The following is an 18,440-nucleotide window of genomic DNA, read 5'->3' on the forward strand; positions in this document are numbered from 1 at the left end:
AGAAACCAAGATTTAAAAGGTGCGGTTAGAAATACTGTAGATATTCTTTTAAATTTAAAAGAAGAAATTATATATTCAAGGATTAAAGTTTTTCTATAGTTAGAAATAAACAATTAATTTGTATATATCTATAAGAATCTTTATATAATAAAGTCAGCACTTTTTTGCTTATTTTTAACCAACTAATAAAACAGCCAACCATGAAAACATTAGTACTTTGTTTACTAACACTTTCCGTTATAATGTCTTGTAAAGAAGAAAAAAGCCAACAAAAAGAAATCACAATAAACTATCCAGAAACAGCTACTGTAGATACCGTGGACAACTATTTTGGTGTTGACGTTAAGGACCCATACCGATGGCTTGAAGACGACATGAGTGAAGCAACTATGGGTTGGGTTAAAGAGCAAAACAAAACCACTTATGGCTACTTAGAAAATATCCCTTTTAGAAATGAATTAAAGGATAGGTTAACTAAATTATGGAACTACGAGAAAATAGGAGCGCCATTTAAAGAAGGAGACTATACTTATTTTTATAAAAATAATGGACTCCAAAACCAGTATGTTATTTACAGATACAAAACAGGAGCCGACCCAAAAACAGCTACTGTTTTTTTAGACCCAAACACATTTAGCGAGGATGGTACAACCTCTTTAGGAGGTACAAATTTTTCTAAGGATGGAAGTATTTTAGCCTATTCCATTTCTGAAGGAGGAAGCGATTGGAGAAAAATATTAGTGATGAAAACCGAAACCAAGGAAATAGTAGAGGACACTATTGTAGATGTAAAATTCAGCGGAATGTCTTGGTACAAAAACGAAGGTTTCTATTATTCAAGTTACAGTAAACCTAAAGGTAGCGAGCTCTCAGCAAAAACAGATCAGCATAAAGTATTCTACCATAAATTGGGAACCTCTCAAAAAGAGGATAAAGTTATTTATGGTGAAAAACCAGAGGAAAAACACAGATATATCTATGGTAGCGTAACAGAAGATAATCGTTATTTAATCATTTCACCACGAACATCAACATCGGGCAACAAACTTTATATTAAAGATTTAACTAAAAATAATGCACCATTAATTGAAATAATTGGCACCACAGATAACGACACCTATGTTATAGAAAACGTAGGCTCTAAATTGTTTTTAGTAACCAATTTAGATGCACCAAATAAAAAAATTGTAACGGTAGATGCTTCAAATCCCTCGCCAGAAAATTGGGTAGATTTTATCCCTGAAACTAAAAATGTTTTAAGCCCTTCAACGGCTGGAGGCTATTTCTTTACAGAGTATATGGTCGATGCAGTTTCTAAAGTCTATCAATATAATTATAACGGTAAATTAGTTCGTGAAGTAGAACTGCCAGGAGTTGGAAGTGCAGGTGGCTTTGGAGCTAAAAAAGAAGAAAAAGAACTTTATTACTCGTTTACAAACTACGTTACACCAGGAAGTATTTATAAATATGATATTGAAAATGGAACGTCTGAGTTGTATAGAAAACCAGAAATAGATTTTAATTCTCAAGATTACGAAAGTAAGCAGGTGTTTTATACTTCAAAAGATGGTACAAAAATACCTATGATTATAACCCATAAAAAAGGGTTAAAACTTAACGGAAAAAACCCAACCATTCTTTATGGTTATGGTGGTTTTAATATTAGCATAACACCAAGTTTTAGTATAACAAATGCCGTTTGGATGGAACAAGGCGGTATTTATGCTGTTCCCAATCTTCGTGGAGGTGGAGAATATGGCAGAGCTTGGCATGATGCTGGGACCAAAATGGAGAAACAGAATGTATTCGACGATTTTATAGCTGCAGCAGAATATTTAATAGAAAACAAATACACTTCTCCAGATAAACTAGCTATATCAGGAAGATCTAATGGTGGACTACTTGTGGGAGCAACAATGACGCAAAGACCAGATTTAATGGCTGTGGCGTTACCAGGAGTTGGTGTTTTAGATATGTTAAGGTACCATACTTTTACTGCAGGCGCTGGTTGGGCTTACGATTATGGCACTGCTGAAGACAATAAACAAATGTTCGAATACTTAAAAGGATATTCGCCTGTACATAACGTAAAGTCTGGTGTAGAATATCCTGCAACTTTAGTAACTACTGGTGATCATGACGATAGAGTTGTACCTGCCCATAGTTTCAAGTTTGTAGCACAATTACAAAGTAAGCAAACTGGAAATAACCCAACACTCATTCGCATAGAAACAGATGCAGGACATGGTGCTGGAACACCTATAAGTAAAACGATAGAGCAAACGGCAGATATTTTTGGGTTTACTTTATATAACATGGGTTTTGAAGTGCTACCAAGTAAAATGAAAGACGAGTTTAAAGACTAAACTTAAACCACATATATTTATATTTGGGCCTGCAAAGTTTGAAAACCTTGTAGGTCTTATTTTTTAAAAAATGCTAAACGTTAAGAGTCTCCATTTTTCCTATAACAAAGAACCGATTCTAAAAGACATTACTTTTAAAGTAAAAACTGGAGAATATATGGCAATTATTGGTGAAAGTGGTTCTGGAAAAAGCACCTTGTTAAAACTACTTCGTGGTGAATACGACTTGAATAAGGGTGTTGTTTTTTGGAAAGATAACGCCATTCTTGGACCAAAACACAATCTGGTTGTTGGCTACGATTTCATGAAGTATGTCGCACAAGAATTCGAATTAGAACCTTTTATTACAGTTGCAGAAAATATTGGCGAGCACCTTTCAAATTTTTTTAAAACTGAAAAAAAGAAACGTGTTGAAGAGTTACTGGAAGTCGTAGAACTCACAGCTTTTACAAACACAAAAGTGAAGCTACTAAGTGGTGGACAAAAACAACGTGTTGCCCTCGCAAGAGCACTGGCAAAACAGCCCGAAATAATTTTATTAGACGAGCCTTTTAGCCACATCGATAATTTTAAAAAGCAATCGTTACGCCGAAGCGTTTTTAAGTATTTAAAAGAGCATAATATTACTTGTATTGTTGCCACACATGACAAAGAAGATGTGTTGGGTTTTGCAGATAGAATGATTGTTTTAGACGAGAATAAAATTGCTGCTAACCATAGCCCGGAAAATTTGTACAAAAACCCTAAAACACCATTAATAGCTTCTTTTTTTGGGGAGTTTAATATTATTAATGATGAGATTATTTATGCGCATCAATTACAAGTGGTAGAATATTCAGATATAGTAGTTACTGTAAAACAATCTTATTTTAAAGGGCATTATTTTTTAATTGAAGCTGATTTCGATGGTGAAAACGTTTTTTTTGAAAATAAAACAGAACTTCAATTAAATCAAGAGGTTTCTTTAACAATTCAATCATAAGTCTTTTCTTTCTGCAGTTTTAATTTTTCAGACCTCACAGGTTTTTCTTTATTTAATACACCCAAGCGCAAAATTGTCCGTGATGCGTTAAAGAAAAAAAATGATTTAAGTGTCGACCATCGAGAGATAACATAGGGACTCCTGCTTCCTTCTTTTTAATCGCTAACCTTTTAATTGAAACCATTTTTAATTCAGAAATCATCTCTAAAAACCTAATTTTTAAATGATTACTTTGAAAAGTATAATTTGAATTTTCAACCTCAAAACACTCACTTTTAAAATCTTTTGAAGCCTCTAAAGTAGCAACCGTATAAACAAAATCTTCAGTAATTTTAGAAGTTGTAAAATAGGTTTCATTACCAATCGAAACGATGCCTTTTTCTAAGGTTCTAAGCTCGCACGCTATTCGTTTTGGGTTAAAAAATCGCTTTCCAAACTGTTGCACATTTACTTTATAAGCAGCTTCTTTCATGCTCCAAAGTAACCAAACCATTTGGTGTTGGTTGTTTGAGGTGCTAATATATTCTTGTTCTTTTTCAGTAAAAACTTTATTTAAAAAACCAGGTCTTTGCCAATTAGAGTCTTTGGCTGCTTGTTTTAAATCGACAATATCATTGCCTATCATTTTGCAGCTAATTTTTCGTTTACAATGTCCATTGCTGCTTTCACAGAAGTCATTTTTTCCATATCGTCGTTTTCAATTCTAATATCAAATTCATCTTCCACATCTAAAATAACATCGACTAAGTTCGCCGAGTTTATTTTTAAATCATTGATAAAATCGGTTTGCTCATTAAGATTTTTAAACGCTTCTTCATCTTGAATGTAAGGTTGTACGATGGTTTTTAGTTTGGTAATTAATTGGTCTTTATTCATATACTATTTTTCTTTTTTAAATATCACTTTTTTTTAGCACTTCGACAAGCTCAGTGTGACATTAGAACTTATTATTGGCAATGTAGTTATCAAGACAAAACAGAAACTAAATGTCAGTCTGAGTCAGCCTGTGTTGAGCGTAGTCGAAGCATCCAAGACTCTATTAACTATACTTCTTAAAGATAACACAAGCATTAACATCACCAAAACCAAAACTGGCTTTTACAGCGATATTTATTGCTTTATTAATAACGGTTTTAGTGATTTTTTCTTCTGAAATTAATGCTGAGATTTCTGGATGTACATCCTCACAATTAATATTAGGAAATAAAAATTGCTCTTTTAATTGCAATATAGTTGCCACACTTTCAATGCTTCCAGCAGCAGCCAAGCAATGGCCTACCATAGATTTTAAAGAGTTAATGTATGGGAAATCTGTTCCGTTTCTGTTTAGTGCTTTGGTCCAATTTTCTATTTCTAAACTGTCTTTTGATGTTGCGGTTAAATGGCCATTTATGGTGTCAATATCTTCAGCAGAAATTCCTGAATTTTTAATGGCATTTGTTATACAACGTTGCACAGCTTCAGCATTTGGAGCAGTCATTGTGCCACCACTGCGTTGTCCTCCAGAGTTTATATTTCCGCCTAAAACTTCAGCATAAATAATAGCGTTTCTTTCTAAAGCACTTTCTAAAGATTCTAAAACTAAAGCGCCTGCGCCTGCGCCTGGCACAAAACCAGATGCTGTTGCACTCATAGGTCTTGAGCCCTCTTCTGGTGACTCATTATGTTTATATGTCATGACGCGCATGGCATCAAATCCACCCCAAATATATGGTCCGTCGTCACTACAACTACCAACCAACATACGTTTTGCTTGTCCGCTTTTAATACGCTCATAACCCATTAAAATGGCTTCGGTTCCTGTAGTACAAGCCGATGAATTTGTAGTCACTTGATTGCCAAAACCTAAAATGCCTCCTAAAAAAGCGCTAATACCGCTTGCCATGGTTTGTACCACAACTGTGCTTCCTAAACGTTTTACTTCGCCTTCATCTAATTTATATATGGCTTCTCTAAATTTTTCTACTCCAGAGGTTCCTGTGCCAAAAACGGTTCCGCTATCAAAGTCTAAATCACTTTGTTGATCTATTGTAAAACCTGCATCTTTCCAAGCATCTATTCCTGCCATACATCCGTACAAAATACCTGAACTATTAAAGCCTCGTAACTGTAAAGGTGTGAGATATTCTAATTTTTTTTCTTCGGAAATTTGAGGAATACCACCAATGCAACATGAAAAATTAAGGTCTGCTAATTGCTGGTGAAACGTGATACCAGATTCGCCATTTTTAATCGCTTTTGTAAATGCGTCGATGCCAACACCATTTGGTGCAACGACGCCTAAACCTGTTATGACTACTCTGTTCTTTTTCAATTTTTTATTTTTCTTAACTTTATAAACACTTCGACAAGCTCAGTGTGACATATCGATAACAATTGGCATTATTCGGTTTTTATCATTCCCGAAATTTGTCCGCGACAAACCAGTTCTCCCTTTTCATTTATCATTTTCACTTTACATTTCAATTTATTAAATCTGAAAACATCTTTCTCTGAAACGACAGTTACTATTTCTCCAGGAAATACTGGTAAAAAGAAATCTACCTGACTCGATGTTAAGGCTATTTGTGGTTTGCTTTTTTCTAAAGTGTCATCTTTTAGCAAATAAATACCTAAACACACCACGCCTATTTGTGCCATGCATTCGGTTAAAATTACACCTGGTGTGATTGGGTTGTTTTTAAAATGTCCTTTGTAAAAATATTCGTCTTTTTTAAAGGTGTAATTTCCTGTTATTCCTTCAGAAGAAATGTCGGTTAATTCATCCACGAATAAGAATGGTGCTTGATATGGTAGACGTTTTATGATGTTTTTGATATTCATTTTTGTTTAAAAAGACCTTTCGACTGCGCTCAAGGTGACATTAAGTTTCTAATTTAAATTAGGATATATGCTCGCCTCCATCCACAGGAATTACACAACCATTAATCCAATTGGCTTCATCTTTACATAATAAATATACTGCGTTGGCCACATCTTCTGGTTGTGTTAATCGTTTAAATGGATTACGACGTAAACTGTGTTCTTTTATTTTATCGCTGCCAGGAATCATTCGCAACGATGCGGTATCTGTAACGCCTGCTTGAATACAATTGGCTCTAACTCCGAAAGGAGCAAACTCCAATGCGATGTTTCTGGTAATGGCTTCTAAAGTGACTTTTGCAGCCGAAACTGCTGCATAATTCTGCCACGCTTTGGTATTTCCTTCACTGGTAAAACTGATGATTCTTGAATCTTCAGCAAATAATTTAGCTTCAAAAATGGATTTTGTCCAATCGTACAAACTAATTGCCATGGCATTAATTGTAAGATTGAAATCGTCATTTTTTAACATTGGTTTATCTTCAGAAATCATTGGTTTTAAATTGCCTTTGGCGACACTATGTACTAAGGTTCTAATTTGTCCATTAGAGCCTAATATGTCTTTTAATTCTGAAATGATTTGTTCTCGTTTTTCAGCTTTAAACGCATCGACATTAAAGGATTTAAACTGAATACCTTCCGCTTTAATGAGTTTAAATTCTGAAGCTATTTCTTCTTCTTGCGCTCTGGAATCTCTATGAATAATGCAAATATTCATACCGTGTTTGGCAAGCTTCTTTGCTGTTGCCAAACCCAATCCGCTGGAGCCTCCAAGAATGAGTGCCCAATAGTTTTTATGTTGAAAGTCTTTCATTGTTTATTAAAATATTCTATTCAAAAACACTTCGATGCTTCGACAGGCTGAGCATGACAATTGGCTTCTATTTTGTCTAAAGTTGTAAAATTTATTTCATTAAATCTAAAACATAATTTATATTTTTTGTCAGTCTGAGCTTGTCGAAGACTACCATTCTAATAGTATACGCTGCGCTGAAAAACCTGGTCCGAAACTTAGCATTAAACCTCTATCTCCTTTTGGTAATTGTTTATCCATAAAACGCTCTAAAACGTATAAAACTGTAGCACTGCTCATGTTTCCGTACAATCTTAAAACTTCTTTTGTATCGTCTATATTCTTACCTAAAGAGCCAAATAAATCTTCTACGGTTTGTACTATTTTTTTTCCTCCTGGATGAAAAATAAGATGATCGATGTCTTCGATTGTTAAATTATTTCGCTCTAAAAAAGGATGTACAATTTTAGGAAAATGCTCTGAAATGGTTTCTGGCACTGCCTTATCTAAAATCATTTGTAAGCCTGTATTAACGAGTTTAAAACCCATCATGGCTTCGGCATCATAAAAATGATACATGGCTTCGTCTATTATTTTAGGTCCTTGTTCATCTTCGTAAGACGATAAAATTACGCTTGCTGCACCATCTCCAAAAATAGCAGCACTCACGATATTTACCATAGAAAAATCATCTAACTGAAAGGTTGCTGTTGGTGACTCTACCGCAATAACTGCTGCTCGTTTGTTTGGGTTTGCTTTTAAAAAATTCTTTGCATAAATAATACCCGAAACGCCTGCGGCACAACCCATTTCGGTAACAGGTAAGCGTACAATATCTTGGTTCATTTTAAGATTATTAATTAAATAGGCATCCATTGACGGAATCATAATTCCTGTGCAACTAACGGTAATAATATAATCTATATCTGTTGGTTTTAGTTTTGCTTTATCTAATGCTTTTACCAAAGATTGCTCAGCCAATTTGACGACCTCGCGCGAATAAATATCGTTTTTCTCTTCAAAAGAGGTGTTGTTAAATACTTCCTCCGCATCCATAATAGAGTAGCGTCTATCGACTCCAGCGTTTTCAAAAAGCTTTATGACTTTTCGTTGAAAACGTTCCTCTTGACCACTCATCCAAAGTTTTAAATATGGAATAATATCCTTAGTTTCTCTGGTGTATTTTGGTAATTGTTTTGCTACTGCTGTTATTTTTACGCTCATGTTTACTTCCCACGAAAGTGGGAATCTCTTTTAATTAATTACTCATTTTTTCTTTTTCAAAATCCACTGAAAACGAAAAGCCCATTTCCATTGTATTTGATAGTTTACATTTAATTGTTTTGATATTTCTACTAATTCTTCACGTTTAAATCCTCTTAAAACTGAAGTTAATCCGTCTTCAACAATCGTTTTATTTTTAATTGTTGTGCTTAACAATTTAAATAAATAATAGGCTAATTTATGCCTGTGTAAATCGTTAACGACTAATCCTAATGTTGCTTTTTTTAAAACTGGTTTTAAAAAAGAAACTAATTGCTCTTCTTTAAAATGGTGCAAGAACAATGTGGTTAAAACTAAATCGTATTTTAAGCTTTTAAATTCTTCTGAAAAAATATCAATAGTTTTAAATAACACATTATCGTAATTTTGCGATAAACGATTTGCATAATTAACTGTGTGTGGATTAGCATCAATTCCAATTAAATTAAAATGGTAATTATTTTTCTCTCCAAATCGTGACACTTTTCTTAAAATGTCTCCACTTCCACAACCTAAATCTATAATGGTAATTGGTTTAGATTTTGGGTGATTTTTTAATGCTTTTTTTAATCCGTTAATGGTTACTTGATTACCACCTAACCATTGATTTATCTTCGCTAATTTATCTAACGCATCATGTAAAATTGGACCATTATAATTCAAATCGTCCATAATTTCTTCTGCTTCGCTTCTGTATTTTGTACTGACTAACAAACTCATTTAACTTGCATTGTTTTCCCGTGAGTACGTTTAATTATATGAGGTAAAATGCTTGGTACGGATTTTACAATTCTAATTAAGGTTTCTGCTAATTGATTTCTGCTGAATAAATCTGCTACCATATGTCCTGTTCTTAAACGTGATTTAAACTCAGCATTCCATGCTCTAAGATACTGCTTTTCTAATGCTTGCCTGTCCTTTATTTCGCCATAAAAAAACTTAATAATTAGAAGCGATGCCATTTGCGCGCTACGAATGGCCATACTCATGCCGTTACCGCATAAAGGATGAATCATGCCTGCTGTATCACCACACATAAGCATGTGGTTTTCAATTGGGTTTTTGGTTTCGAATGAAATTTGACTAATGGTTAAAGGCGCATCAAATATAGGTTTTGAGTTTTCAAAAACAGCTTTTAATGCTTTGTTTTTAAAAACTACTTTCTGCTGAAACTCATTAATATCTTTATACTTTTTAAAAGCTTCAAAATCTGTGATATAACATATATTAATACTGTCATTTTCTACTTTTGAAAGTCCGCAATAACCACCTTTAAAATTATGCAATGCTACTAAATCATCCGGAAAATCCCCTTTTGCATGTGTTTTTACGGCTAAAAAAGGTGATTTCTTCTTAATAAAATCTCTGTTTAGTTTTATATCTAAATTAGAACGTTTACCGTAAGCGCCAATTACTATTTTAGAGTTGTACACTCCTAATTTTGTTTTAACTGAGAAACTATCGTTTGAAAACTGAATGTCTTCAACTGTATCTTGAACAATTGTGGTATTATTTTCTGTAGCCTTTTTTGCTAATTCGTGATCTAAACAATAGCGACTAATCCCAAATCCACCTAATGGTAAGTTGGCTTTTACCACTTTATTTTTGGGTGTAGAAAGCTCAAAACGATTAATTTTTTTAGCTCCTAATTTAAAAACATCAACACCTAAAAATTCCAGATATGGCAAAACTTCGTTAGAAATATATTCGCCACATACCTTGTGTTTCGGGTACTCGTTTTTTTCAATAACCAAAACATTTAAATTTTTTTTTGACAAATGGATTGCACTGGACAGACCAGCTAATCCACCACCAATAATTATGACATCAACATTTGAGGGATTTTTCAACTTTTAATAGTAATTCATTTTTACTAAAGGTAAGATGAATTTTGTTGTGATGAAAATTACATAACATCTGTAATCATAAAATTTTGGTCTCTAAAAATTATTATATCTCCAATTGTTTTACCTATTAGCAGTTTTGCTATTGGAGTTAATGGAGAAATGGCATAAAATGACGTGTTATTCATTTCTGCTATACCTGCGCTAATGGCTATGAAATAATTAGCCTGAGTCGTGTAAACAAGACTTCCTAATCCAATTTTTGAAGAAACAACCTCGATATTTACCTTAGAGAGTTGAGTTTTAATTTTAATAATTTCTGCTAATTGATTACCCGCTTTTTCACGTTCTAATTGTAGCATAGCGCGACCTGTTTCATGCTTGTCTCCAGCACTGCTTTTAGTTTCTGAAAGCAAAGATTCCTGAATCTCTTCCATCGTTTGTTTGACGGTTACCATTCGGTTGTCAATAAATTCCAAACATAAATTATATAGTTTTTCTTTTACTTTCATTCTTGCTTATTTAGTTCTAAAGTACCAAAGAATTGCATTTGATTAACAATCCATTGCTTTCTATTTTGTATATATACAGAAGCCGGATTTGCTCTATACTTTCTTGGGTTGGGCAATATTGATGCTATTGCGGCTGCTTCGTAGGTATTTAATTTTGATGCTGGTTTTTTAAACCAATGTTGTGCAGCTGCCTCTATACCATAAATACCATTTCCCATTTCTATACTGTTTAAATATACCTCGAGTATGCGCTCTTTACCCCAAATTTTTTCAATTAAAAAAGTAAAATAGGTTTCTAAACCTTTGCGTAACCAAGTTCGTTTTGGCCATAAAAAAACATTTTTTGCTGTTTGCTGGCTAATGGAGCTGCCTCCTTTTATACGTTTTCCCTTTTTGTTATGCTCGTAAGCTTTCTCGATTGCTTCAATATCAAAACCATTATGATTTGCAAACTTCTGGTCTTCACTACAAATGACTGCTAGTTGTGCGTTTTTAGACATCTGTTCGATAGGTACCCATTTGTGTTCCCATTTCTTTGTTTTATTTGCGTTTTCAAAATGGCGCAAAACCATTAATGGCGTTATTGGAACGGGTACAAATTTAAATAACACAACCATGCCTACCGAAAATACCAAGCTCCAAAAAAACAACTTTAAAAAAAATCTAAATACTTTTTTCATAGGCTATTTTAATAAATCTGCTAATTGTTTTCCTATATTACTCCCTATCGCCACACCCATACCTCCAAGTCTTACACCGCAAAAGACGTTAGTACTCAATTGTTTTACTATGGGTTTCTTTTTCTCTCCAACACCCATAATACCGCTCCAACGTTGTTCTATTTCAAATGGTATAGTGGGTAAAATGGTTGTTTTTAGTAACTCTTCTAATTTATTTTGAATGAGATCTGTTTGAGCCATTTCTGTAGTTTCTTCGGCTTTAAAATCAAGGTTTCTACCACCTCCTAATAAAATACGATTGTCTATGTTTCTAAAATAATAATAGCCTTTATCTAAATGAAATGTGCCTTTAATTTGTAAATTTTCAATTGGTTTTGTTATTAATACTTGAGCTCTTGCAGGCTTTACTTTTTCATTTATTAATAGTTTAGCAAAGCCATTAGTGGCAATAAATAATTTAGAAGACGAAAATTCGAAAGTATTTGTTTTAATTTTAACCGAAGAATTTAATTCTTGGAATGCCTCAACTGTAATAGTATTTAAGATTTTAATATGGTTTTGTTGTGCTTTTTGTAGCAAGGCTTCCATCATTTTCCCTGTATTAATTTGACCTTCAAATTGATTGAGTATGGCTTTGTTTTTTACATTTTTAAACCTAAAACTATTAGGCACCAAACTAAAAACTTCTTTGTTAAATAATGGTTTTAAAAATTGGTTGATTGATGCTCTTTTAGCAATACACTGTTCAAATAAGGTGTTATCGGTTTTTAAAAACAATTCATAGCCGCCTAATGCTTTATACTCTAATATTTTGTCACCTAAGGTGTTTCTTAGCAATTTTAAACCCTTCTGCCTTTGGTTTACTATTTCTAATACTTCTTGTTCTGTATGCTGTTTTAAATCGTCTATAATTTCACTTAAGCTTCCAAAACAGGCAAAACCTGCATTTTTTGTACTTGCGCCTTGAGGTAAGAAACCTTTTTCTAATATTAAAATTTTAGCCTTTGGGAATCGCTGTTTTAATTGTAAGGCACAACTAAGCCCAACAATACCACTGCCAACAATAGTGTAATCTACATTGGTTAACCATGTTTGTATTTCCCAGTAAGATAAATTCATAGTGCTAAATTACTTTAATTATTTATACTTTTTAGGCATAAAAAAACTCCGAAATTACTTTCGGAGTTTCTATTTTTTAATTTCTAATAAAATTACTCAACGATAATTTTTTTAGTTATTGTTCTTTCTCCGTCGTTAACATTAAGTAAGTACAGTCCAGATTGAACGTTTCCGATGTTAATGTTTTCGTTAAACGTCCCGGAGTTGTTGTATAGTTTGTTATAAACTGAACGTCCTCTAACATCGTAAACCGCAATTTCAATGTTATTTGAAACCGAAGTGAACTGGATATTAAATTGCCCATTGTTAGGGTTAGGATAAATTTCGAAAGTATTATTTAAACTAAAATCATCAATAGATAATAATGCATTTTGAGTACCAAAATAAAAAGTACCTGCAACACCAGAATCGAATGAACCTGTTAATCTATGTCCAGATCCAAAAGATGTAATGGTTATTGCGCTTACATCTGCAGTATCATCATTTTTAGCATATAAACTAGTTCTACTATTACCTGTTACGGTTTCCCATCCAGCTATTTCAGCCTCTGTAAAGTAAAATGATATGCTAGTAACATCTGAAGTGTTTGGGTTAATAGATGTAATATCGAACGTTTTTGCTGTTACAAAGGTAGAAGGGTCTGTAGCACTATACATCACAGCGTCTGCTCCAGCAGTAGCAGTATCTCTTGAAACTTCGGCAGTTGTGCAACCGTAGTCGAAACCTGCAGTGTTATCAATATCAAGTATAATATTATTTGAAGCAGTATCGCTATAATAAGCAGTTCCTGCACCATTTAAATTGTTACTCGCAGCAGTTGCAGCATTAACATCTGTTTGAATACTTGTTGTTACATCTCCCATTACAGCAACGTCGTCGATAGATAAAAAATCTTCATCTGTACAATCCCAATGTCTAAATGCAACATATACTTGAGGTTGTCCTGCTAAAGCAGAGATGTCTATAATATGAGGTGTTGGCGTGCCAGTATTACCAGCATCCCCTAACACTTCTGTTAAAGACGTTGCAGAATTTACTAACACTGAAATATCATTTGTTGTACCAACGTGTACACTATACTTTTCTTCATCCCAACTTTGAGCCGCCACTTGAGTAATATAGCTAAGGTTAATTACACCACTGGCAGAAGATAAATCTATAGCAGGAGACACAACCCAGTTATCTGGTGTTAAAGGGACATTATTTTGCCACGATCTTGAAATTAAAGATACAGGAGTAACAAAACCTCCAGCACCATCTCCAACAGCAAATATATCTCCCCAATTATTACCATCTCCATCACTATCTGTTAGGGTCCAATCTGAAATATCTTCATCATTAAAATCGTCTGAAAAATAAGTTACAGTTGACATTTCTGAAACTACCTCATCATCATTTAATATGCCTATTTCGTTTGTTGAAGCTGTTGCAACAGCATCTCCTGTTGTAGTTACGTTAACACCTAAGATTATTGTTTCAGAGGCTTCAACAAATCCATCATTATATATACGAAGTGTCACACTGTTACTGCCTGTTGTAGCGCCTTGAGCAATTGTTACAGAGTTGTTTATAAACTCGAAATCCTCATTTTCTGTCGCAGTACCTGTGTTAGTTAAAACAACTGTAGCACTTGCAGAAGCTCCAGTAGAAACTCCTAAGTCAACCACGATATCTGTAAAGTTACAATCGCTACCTTCTACAATGTTAGATGGTAAAGTAGATGCAATATAAACAGTAGGCTCGATACTACATCCATTAGAAGTATTTAATTCCATACGTCTTGGTGATGCAGCCATAATAGCTTGAATTCTATCTTTTTGGTTTTGAGTAAAGGTATCCATACATGCATCGTTAGTATAATCCATATAGTTTTGAACCATATCGTTTCCTGCAGAGCCTGTACATGAATCTGCAGATAAATTACATGTATAGTTAGGATTTCCTGCATTAGGTGTGTCTGCACAGAAATCGTCTGCTGTACAGTCTCCATCTCCCCAAATATGTCTTAAACCTAACCAATGTCCAACCTCATGAGTCATGGTACGCCCTAAATTATAAGTTGGGTTTAAAATAAATGTTCCATCATTGGCATCAAGAGTACCCATAGCATCGAATGCTGCTACAACGCCATCTGTATTTGCTGCTCCACCAGTTGTATTTAATCCTGGTAAATTAGGGGTATTGTCAGGGAATTGTGCATAGCCTAAAAGTCCTGATAAACCACCATTCATTAAAGATAAGCCACCTGGTCTAATAGTCCACATGTTAAGATATTTTGTTGGATCCCATTGCGTGGTGGTTTTCATTTGCTGAACATCTGTTCTAACTTCCCAATCTGGTCCACCTGCTCCATCTGTTACATCATTACTATAAGGTGTAATGTTATGTCTAATTACTCCAGTAGTAGGAGCTCCACTCTCATCAACTTGTGCGATACAAAAATTTAATTCTACATCTACTGCTAAACCAGTTGTATTCGCTCCACCTCTCGTTCCTGTTAATCTCCTAAAATCTTCATTCATTACTTGAATTTGAGATAATGCTTGAGCATCGGTAATGTTTTCACCTGTTCCAACTGCATCTCCATCATGAATGATATGTATTACAACTGGAATGTTAAACACTGCTTGAGACGAGCGTCCTGCCAATCTATCTGCTTTAATTTGCGCAATTTTTGGTGCTATCCAGTCCTCGAATTGTTGAGTTGTTGATCTGTTTGGAAATTCTTTTTGTAAAGCAATTTCATTCTCGTCTGTTAAACATCGTGCAAAACCAGTTGTGTTAATTGATTGAATGGTTTCGTTCGTTAATTCGAAAACGTCTTGATTAACCTGTGTCATTCTTTTTACATTATCTTGTTGTGCATATAAGCTCACACAAGAGAATAATAAAATAGTTAAAACAAAAAAAGTAATTTTTTTCATAGTAGTTTCTTTAATTATAAATTCTGCTTAAATTAAGGCGTTAAATTTAACTTTTTTGAAATAAAAAAAGACAGAAAACCTGTTTTTTAACAAAAAACGTTTCCTAAACACTCTCATATTCATGGTTTTATAATTTATTTCATCATGAATAATGAGTAATATTATACTTGAATATCCTAATTTCTTAAGCTACGATATCTTTGTTTTTGGGCATAAAAAAACTCCAAAACTTAATTTTGGAGTTTTTTATATCTTAAAAGATATTATTCCTATTGAACTATAACTTTTTTAGTTACTGTGCGTTCTCCGTCATTAACATTTAATAAATACAATCCAGACTGTACATTTCCTAAATTAATGTTTTCATCAAAAGTTCCAGAATCATTAATGTAAGATTTGTCGTAAACAGAACGTCCTCTAACATCGTAAACTGAGATGCCTATTTTATTTGAATTTGAATTGAATTTAATATTAAAGTTTCCGTTGTTAGGGTTAGGATAAACTGCAAAAGAATTTTCTAAATTAAATTCATCAACAGAAAGAACTGGTTCAGAAGTTCCTGCTGTACATATTGTTAAAGTTACTGTATTAACTGTTCCTGTATTTGCATCATCTACTATATCTGTAATAAAAAATGCCCATTGTCCTTGAGAATCAATGCCGTCTGCAGCAGATAAAGGATTAAATGGTATGGTATTGGCACCACTTGTGGTGTTTGTACAGTCAACTGCCGTACCTTCATCATCATAAATTAGATCCAGATTAGCAGTACCAGGACAACTTCCATTTGATGTTCTAATAATATCAGCTTGACCAGCTGGTCTAATAGCATGAAATAATTGTCCGTTATCTGGGTGAGTGATGTCAATTCTTACGTCTACATCATCAACTTGTTGAGATGTATTCACTTGTAAAGCATATCCAGAATATGTTGTATCACTAAACGGAATGGCCTGGTTTAAGTTAAATGCAAAATCATTACAAACTTCTGGAGTAGTTACGTATGTATAATCTCCAATAGCAAAGAAGAAATCATTAACATTATAAAATATGTTGCCAGCACCTTCTACCATAATTCGACACTTAGGAGCTTCTACATTTGGTACAGTAATATTGTAAGCACCATTATTAGGAACATTAGATGCAATTGCACTAAATGTTACACCTTCGTCTGTTGAGAGTAATATATTAACATTAGCCGTATTTACTCCATTCCCTGTTGTTCCTGCAACATCCCACGTAATAGTTTCGATATCACCAGGAGTCCATACAATCTCATTTGTGTTTTGCGAGGTTACAACAAAAGGACCAGCTCCTGCGTTTACAGTCGCTGTCATTTGATCAACAGCAGTTTGGCCTCCACTAGCTCCATTATCTCTAACAGTTAATCTAAAGTTTATATTTCTATTAACTGAAGACAGTTTTTCCCAAGTCGTCGAGACTCCACCATTACTTAAAACACTTTCAAATCTTGGAACATATCTTGTTGGGTCATCTGTACCTTCAAAACTTCTAACTAAAGGACCTGTAGTATTAGTCTCGTCTGGCAAACCTGCTGGACCTAAATCGTATTGCTCCCATGTATAGGTGTGCGTTCCTGTTCCATCAGGATCGGTAGAACTTCCTGTTAATTTATAAGGAGTAAGTGCGGGTATAGTAAAGTCTGCTCCTGCGTTAGATGTAGGTGCACTATTTCCTGTAGCTGTTTGGTTAGCACATGTACTGTTGCCAATAGTTACGTTATCCCAAATCATTTGTAAACTCTTTTGATGGAAATAGGCGTCACTATTATTTTGTACATTTTGAGGTGCACATATTCCTGCATATGCCATTATAGTAGACCCACTTCCTGGCTCGTAAGCATTTGAAGCTGTTCTGTTTCCTCCAGCACAATTTCCTGCATCGCCATTAAAAGTATGTGGTGCTCCAAATTGATGTCCTAATTCGTGAGCTACAAAATCTATATCGTATGCATCACCTACAGGTGCTGGTAAACCTGTAATACCTCTTGCTTTATTTCCAGTAACACACGGTGAATTTAATGAGGCTAAACCACCTCCACCTGTGCTAAATGTGTGACCAATATCATAATTTGCATTACCAATTGCTGCATCAATTTCTGTTTGACTTTCACCAATTAAGGCTCCCGCACTATCATTAGAAAAATTATCAGAATTGATAAAAATAATGCTGTTATTATTACCTACTAAAGTCATCGTTATCGATAAATCTCTTTCGTACACTTGATTATTTCTATTAATTGTAACAACAACAGCAGCCATAACTGCAGCTCTTTTTGCTGCCTCTGTATCTGCAGCAGTTAATCCGGCAGCCATCCAATGAAATGCCGAATACTCAATTGTTGTTGCAACTGCTAGTCTAAAATTTCTTAGCATACTATCGTCCGCATTTTTAAAAGTGCTATAATCCAAGTTTCTGTTTTCCTCGATAATTTCGCCATCAACTACACCACACTCCCATTGTTGGTTTAAAACAGGTAAATCTTTTTTAGCATAAACAATGTATTCATCACTATTTTTGGTGTATGGGTCTATAAATTCAATACCATCTTTATTAGACATAGACATGGTATGTAATCCTTGTTGCGTTATACTAAATCGAATAACTTTTCCTGGCGTGTTTATACTTTTTCCTAAATAGGTGCGAATATTTGGATATTGGTTTTGAAGTGCTGCTTCCATAATTGGCGCTTCTTTAACTCTGTACGATTCGAAAGTACCATGGGCAGAAGGGAAATCTATTATAACATTAGAAACTCCTGTAAAAGTATTTCTATTAGGTGCTGTTGAAAGTTCAGTTTTTAATGCCTCTATATTCAATTTATAAAAGTTAGCCTTGTTAGGTTCACTTTTTCTGTACATTAATTGCTTTTTAGACGTTTCAACTTGTGTTGTCTTTGTCCACAACGACTTATTATTTTGTGAAAATATGGGTGTAATTACTAATGCTGAAAGCAACAAAGTAAATACCCAATTAAAGTAAAAGTTTTTCATATTCATCTTATTTTTAAAATTATCTGTTTAAAGATAGTTGATATCATTGAAGTAGCAAATTTTTAAAGTAAAATTTAATAG

15 protein-coding genes are annotated in these 18,440 nt (G+C 33.9%); 2 read left to right on the plus strand and 13 right to left on the minus strand.

Features of this window, described 5'->3' with window-relative positions:
• Window positions 1–200 precede the first annotated feature (200 nt).
• Window positions 201–2,366 carry a prolyl oligopeptidase family serine peptidase gene (locus tag ACVC43_RS15075; RefSeq protein WP_452225371.1) on the plus strand — a complete coding sequence of 722 codons (2,166 nt, stop codon included), beginning with the start codon at window positions 201–203 and terminating at the stop codon, window positions 2,364–2,366.
• Window positions 2,367–2,436: 70 nt separating this feature from the next.
• Window positions 2,437–3,348 (plus strand): ABC transporter ATP-binding protein, encoded by a 912-nt coding sequence (locus ACVC43_RS15080; protein WP_452225372.1) that lies wholly within the window; start codon window positions 2,437–2,439, stop codon window positions 3,346–3,348.
• Window positions 3,349–3,400: 52 nt separating this feature from the next.
• On the opposite strand, the gene ACVC43_RS15085 is transcribed toward ACVC43_RS15080, so the two are convergent.
• From ACVC43_RS15085 to ACVC43_RS15145, 13 genes are all read right to left on the minus strand, one after another.
• Window positions 3,401–3,973, minus strand: a complete 573-nt coding sequence (locus ACVC43_RS15085; RefSeq protein ID WP_452225373.1) for a 4'-phosphopantetheinyl transferase family protein — start codon at window positions 3,971–3,973, stop codon at window positions 3,401–3,403.
• Complete coding sequence (locus ACVC43_RS15090; RefSeq protein ID WP_452225374.1) at window positions 3,970–4,224, minus strand: acyl carrier protein; 255 nt, start codon at window positions 4,222–4,224, stop codon at window positions 3,970–3,972. Before ACVC43_RS15090 ends, ACVC43_RS15085 begins: the two co-directional genes overlap by 4 nt.
• Window positions 4,225–4,387: 163 nt before the next feature.
• Entirely contained in the window at window positions 4,388–5,662 is a 1,275-nt protein-coding gene (locus ACVC43_RS15095; protein WP_452225375.1) for a beta-ketoacyl-[acyl-carrier-protein] synthase family protein, read from the minus strand.
• Window positions 5,663–5,730: 68 nt separating this feature from the next.
• The gene (locus tag ACVC43_RS15100) at window positions 5,731–6,171 is read right to left on the minus strand and encodes a 3-hydroxyacyl-ACP dehydratase FabZ family protein (protein ID WP_452225376.1); all 441 of its coding nucleotides are present in this window, start codon (window positions 6,169–6,171) and stop codon (window positions 5,731–5,733) included.
• A 58-nt stretch (window positions 6,172–6,229) separates the two neighbouring features.
• Window positions 6,230–7,024, minus strand: a complete 795-nt coding sequence (locus ACVC43_RS15105) for an SDR family oxidoreductase (RefSeq protein ID WP_452225377.1) — start codon at window positions 7,022–7,024, stop codon at window positions 6,230–6,232.
• A gap of 150 nt (window positions 7,025–7,174) precedes the next feature.
• The gene (locus ACVC43_RS15110; protein ID WP_452225378.1) at window positions 7,175–8,227 is read right to left on the minus strand and encodes a type III polyketide synthase; all 1,053 of its coding nucleotides are present in this window, start codon (window positions 8,225–8,227) and stop codon (window positions 7,175–7,177) included.
• Between the two features lie 42 nt (window positions 8,228–8,269).
• Window positions 8,270–8,986, minus strand: coding sequence for a methyltransferase domain-containing protein (locus tag ACVC43_RS15115; protein ID WP_452225379.1), 717 nt, complete (start codon window positions 8,984–8,986; stop codon window positions 8,270–8,272).
• Window positions 8,983–10,116, minus strand: a complete 1,134-nt coding sequence (locus ACVC43_RS15120; protein WP_452225380.1) for an NAD(P)/FAD-dependent oxidoreductase — start codon at window positions 10,114–10,116, stop codon at window positions 8,983–8,985. The genes ACVC43_RS15115 and ACVC43_RS15120 overlap by 4 nt, the downstream gene beginning before the upstream one ends.
• A gap of 56 nt (window positions 10,117–10,172) precedes the next feature.
• Window positions 10,173–10,622 (minus strand): 3-oxoacyl-ACP synthase, encoded by a 450-nt coding sequence (locus ACVC43_RS15125; protein WP_452225381.1) that lies wholly within the window; start codon window positions 10,620–10,622, stop codon window positions 10,173–10,175.
• A complete protein-coding gene (mtgA, locus tag ACVC43_RS15130) occupies window positions 10,619–11,302 on the minus strand; it encodes a monofunctional biosynthetic peptidoglycan transglycosylase (protein WP_452225382.1) in 684 nt (227 codons plus the stop codon). The genes ACVC43_RS15125 and mtgA overlap by 4 nt, the downstream gene beginning before the upstream one ends.
• A 3-nt stretch (window positions 11,303–11,305) precedes the next feature.
• The gene (locus ACVC43_RS15135; RefSeq protein ID WP_452225383.1) at window positions 11,306–12,421 is read right to left on the minus strand and encodes an NAD(P)/FAD-dependent oxidoreductase; all 1,116 of its coding nucleotides are present in this window, start codon (window positions 12,419–12,421) and stop codon (window positions 11,306–11,308) included.
• A 92-nt stretch (window positions 12,422–12,513) separates the two neighbouring features.
• Window positions 12,514–15,345, minus strand: coding sequence for a T9SS type A sorting domain-containing protein (locus ACVC43_RS15140; RefSeq protein ID WP_452225384.1), 2,832 nt, complete (start codon window positions 15,343–15,345; stop codon window positions 12,514–12,516).
• A gap of 269 nt (window positions 15,346–15,614) precedes the next feature.
• Window positions 15,615–18,359, minus strand: a complete 2,745-nt coding sequence (locus tag ACVC43_RS15145; RefSeq protein WP_452225385.1) for a reprolysin-like metallopeptidase — start codon at window positions 18,357–18,359, stop codon at window positions 15,615–15,617.
• Between the last annotated feature and the right edge of the window lie 81 nt (window positions 18,360–18,440).

The sequence above is a fragment of the Lacinutrix chionoecetis genome, assembly GCF_053604665.1.

Excerpts from the sequence above, each read along its gene's own strand:
- ACVC43_RS15075 (WP_452225371.1), top strand. The coding sequence starts at position 201 with ATGAAAACATTAGTACTTTGTTTACTAACACTTTCCGTTATAATGTCT.
- ACVC43_RS15080 (WP_452225372.1), top strand. The coding sequence starts at position 2,437 with ATGCTAAACGTTAAGAGTCTCCATTTTTCCTATAACAAAGAACCGATT.
- ACVC43_RS15085 (WP_452225373.1), bottom strand. The coding sequence starts at position 3,973 with ATGATAGGCAATGATATTGTCGATTTAAAACAAGCAGCCAAAGACTCT.
- ACVC43_RS15090 (WP_452225374.1), bottom strand. The coding sequence starts at position 4,224 with ATGAATAAAGACCAATTAATTACCAAACTAAAAACCATCGTACAACCT.
- ACVC43_RS15100 (WP_452225376.1), bottom strand. The coding sequence starts at position 6,171 with ATGAATATCAAAAACATCATAAAACGTCTACCATATCAAGCACCATTC.
- ACVC43_RS15105 (WP_452225377.1), bottom strand. The coding sequence starts at position 7,024 with ATGAAAGACTTTCAACATAAAAACTATTGGGCACTCATTCTTGGAGGC.
- ACVC43_RS15110 (WP_452225378.1), bottom strand. The coding sequence starts at position 8,227 with ATGAGCGTAAAAATAACAGCAGTAGCAAAACAATTACCAAAATACACC.
- ACVC43_RS15115 (WP_452225379.1), bottom strand. The coding sequence starts at position 8,986 with ATGAGTTTGTTAGTCAGTACAAAATACAGAAGCGAAGCAGAAGAAATT.
- ACVC43_RS15125 (WP_452225381.1), bottom strand. The coding sequence starts at position 10,622 with ATGAAAGTAAAAGAAAAACTATATAATTTATGTTTGGAATTTATTGAC.
- mtgA (WP_452225382.1), bottom strand. The coding sequence starts at position 11,302 with ATGAAAAAAGTATTTAGATTTTTTTTAAAGTTGTTTTTTTGGAGCTTG.
- ACVC43_RS15135 (WP_452225383.1), bottom strand. The coding sequence starts at position 12,421 with ATGAATTTATCTTACTGGGAAATACAAACATGGTTAACCAATGTAGAT.
- ACVC43_RS15140 (WP_452225384.1), bottom strand. The coding sequence starts at position 15,345 with ATGAAAAAAATTACTTTTTTTGTTTTAACTATTTTATTATTCTCTTGT.
- ACVC43_RS15145 (WP_452225385.1), bottom strand. The coding sequence starts at position 18,359 with ATGAAAAACTTTTACTTTAATTGGGTATTTACTTTGTTGCTTTCAGCA.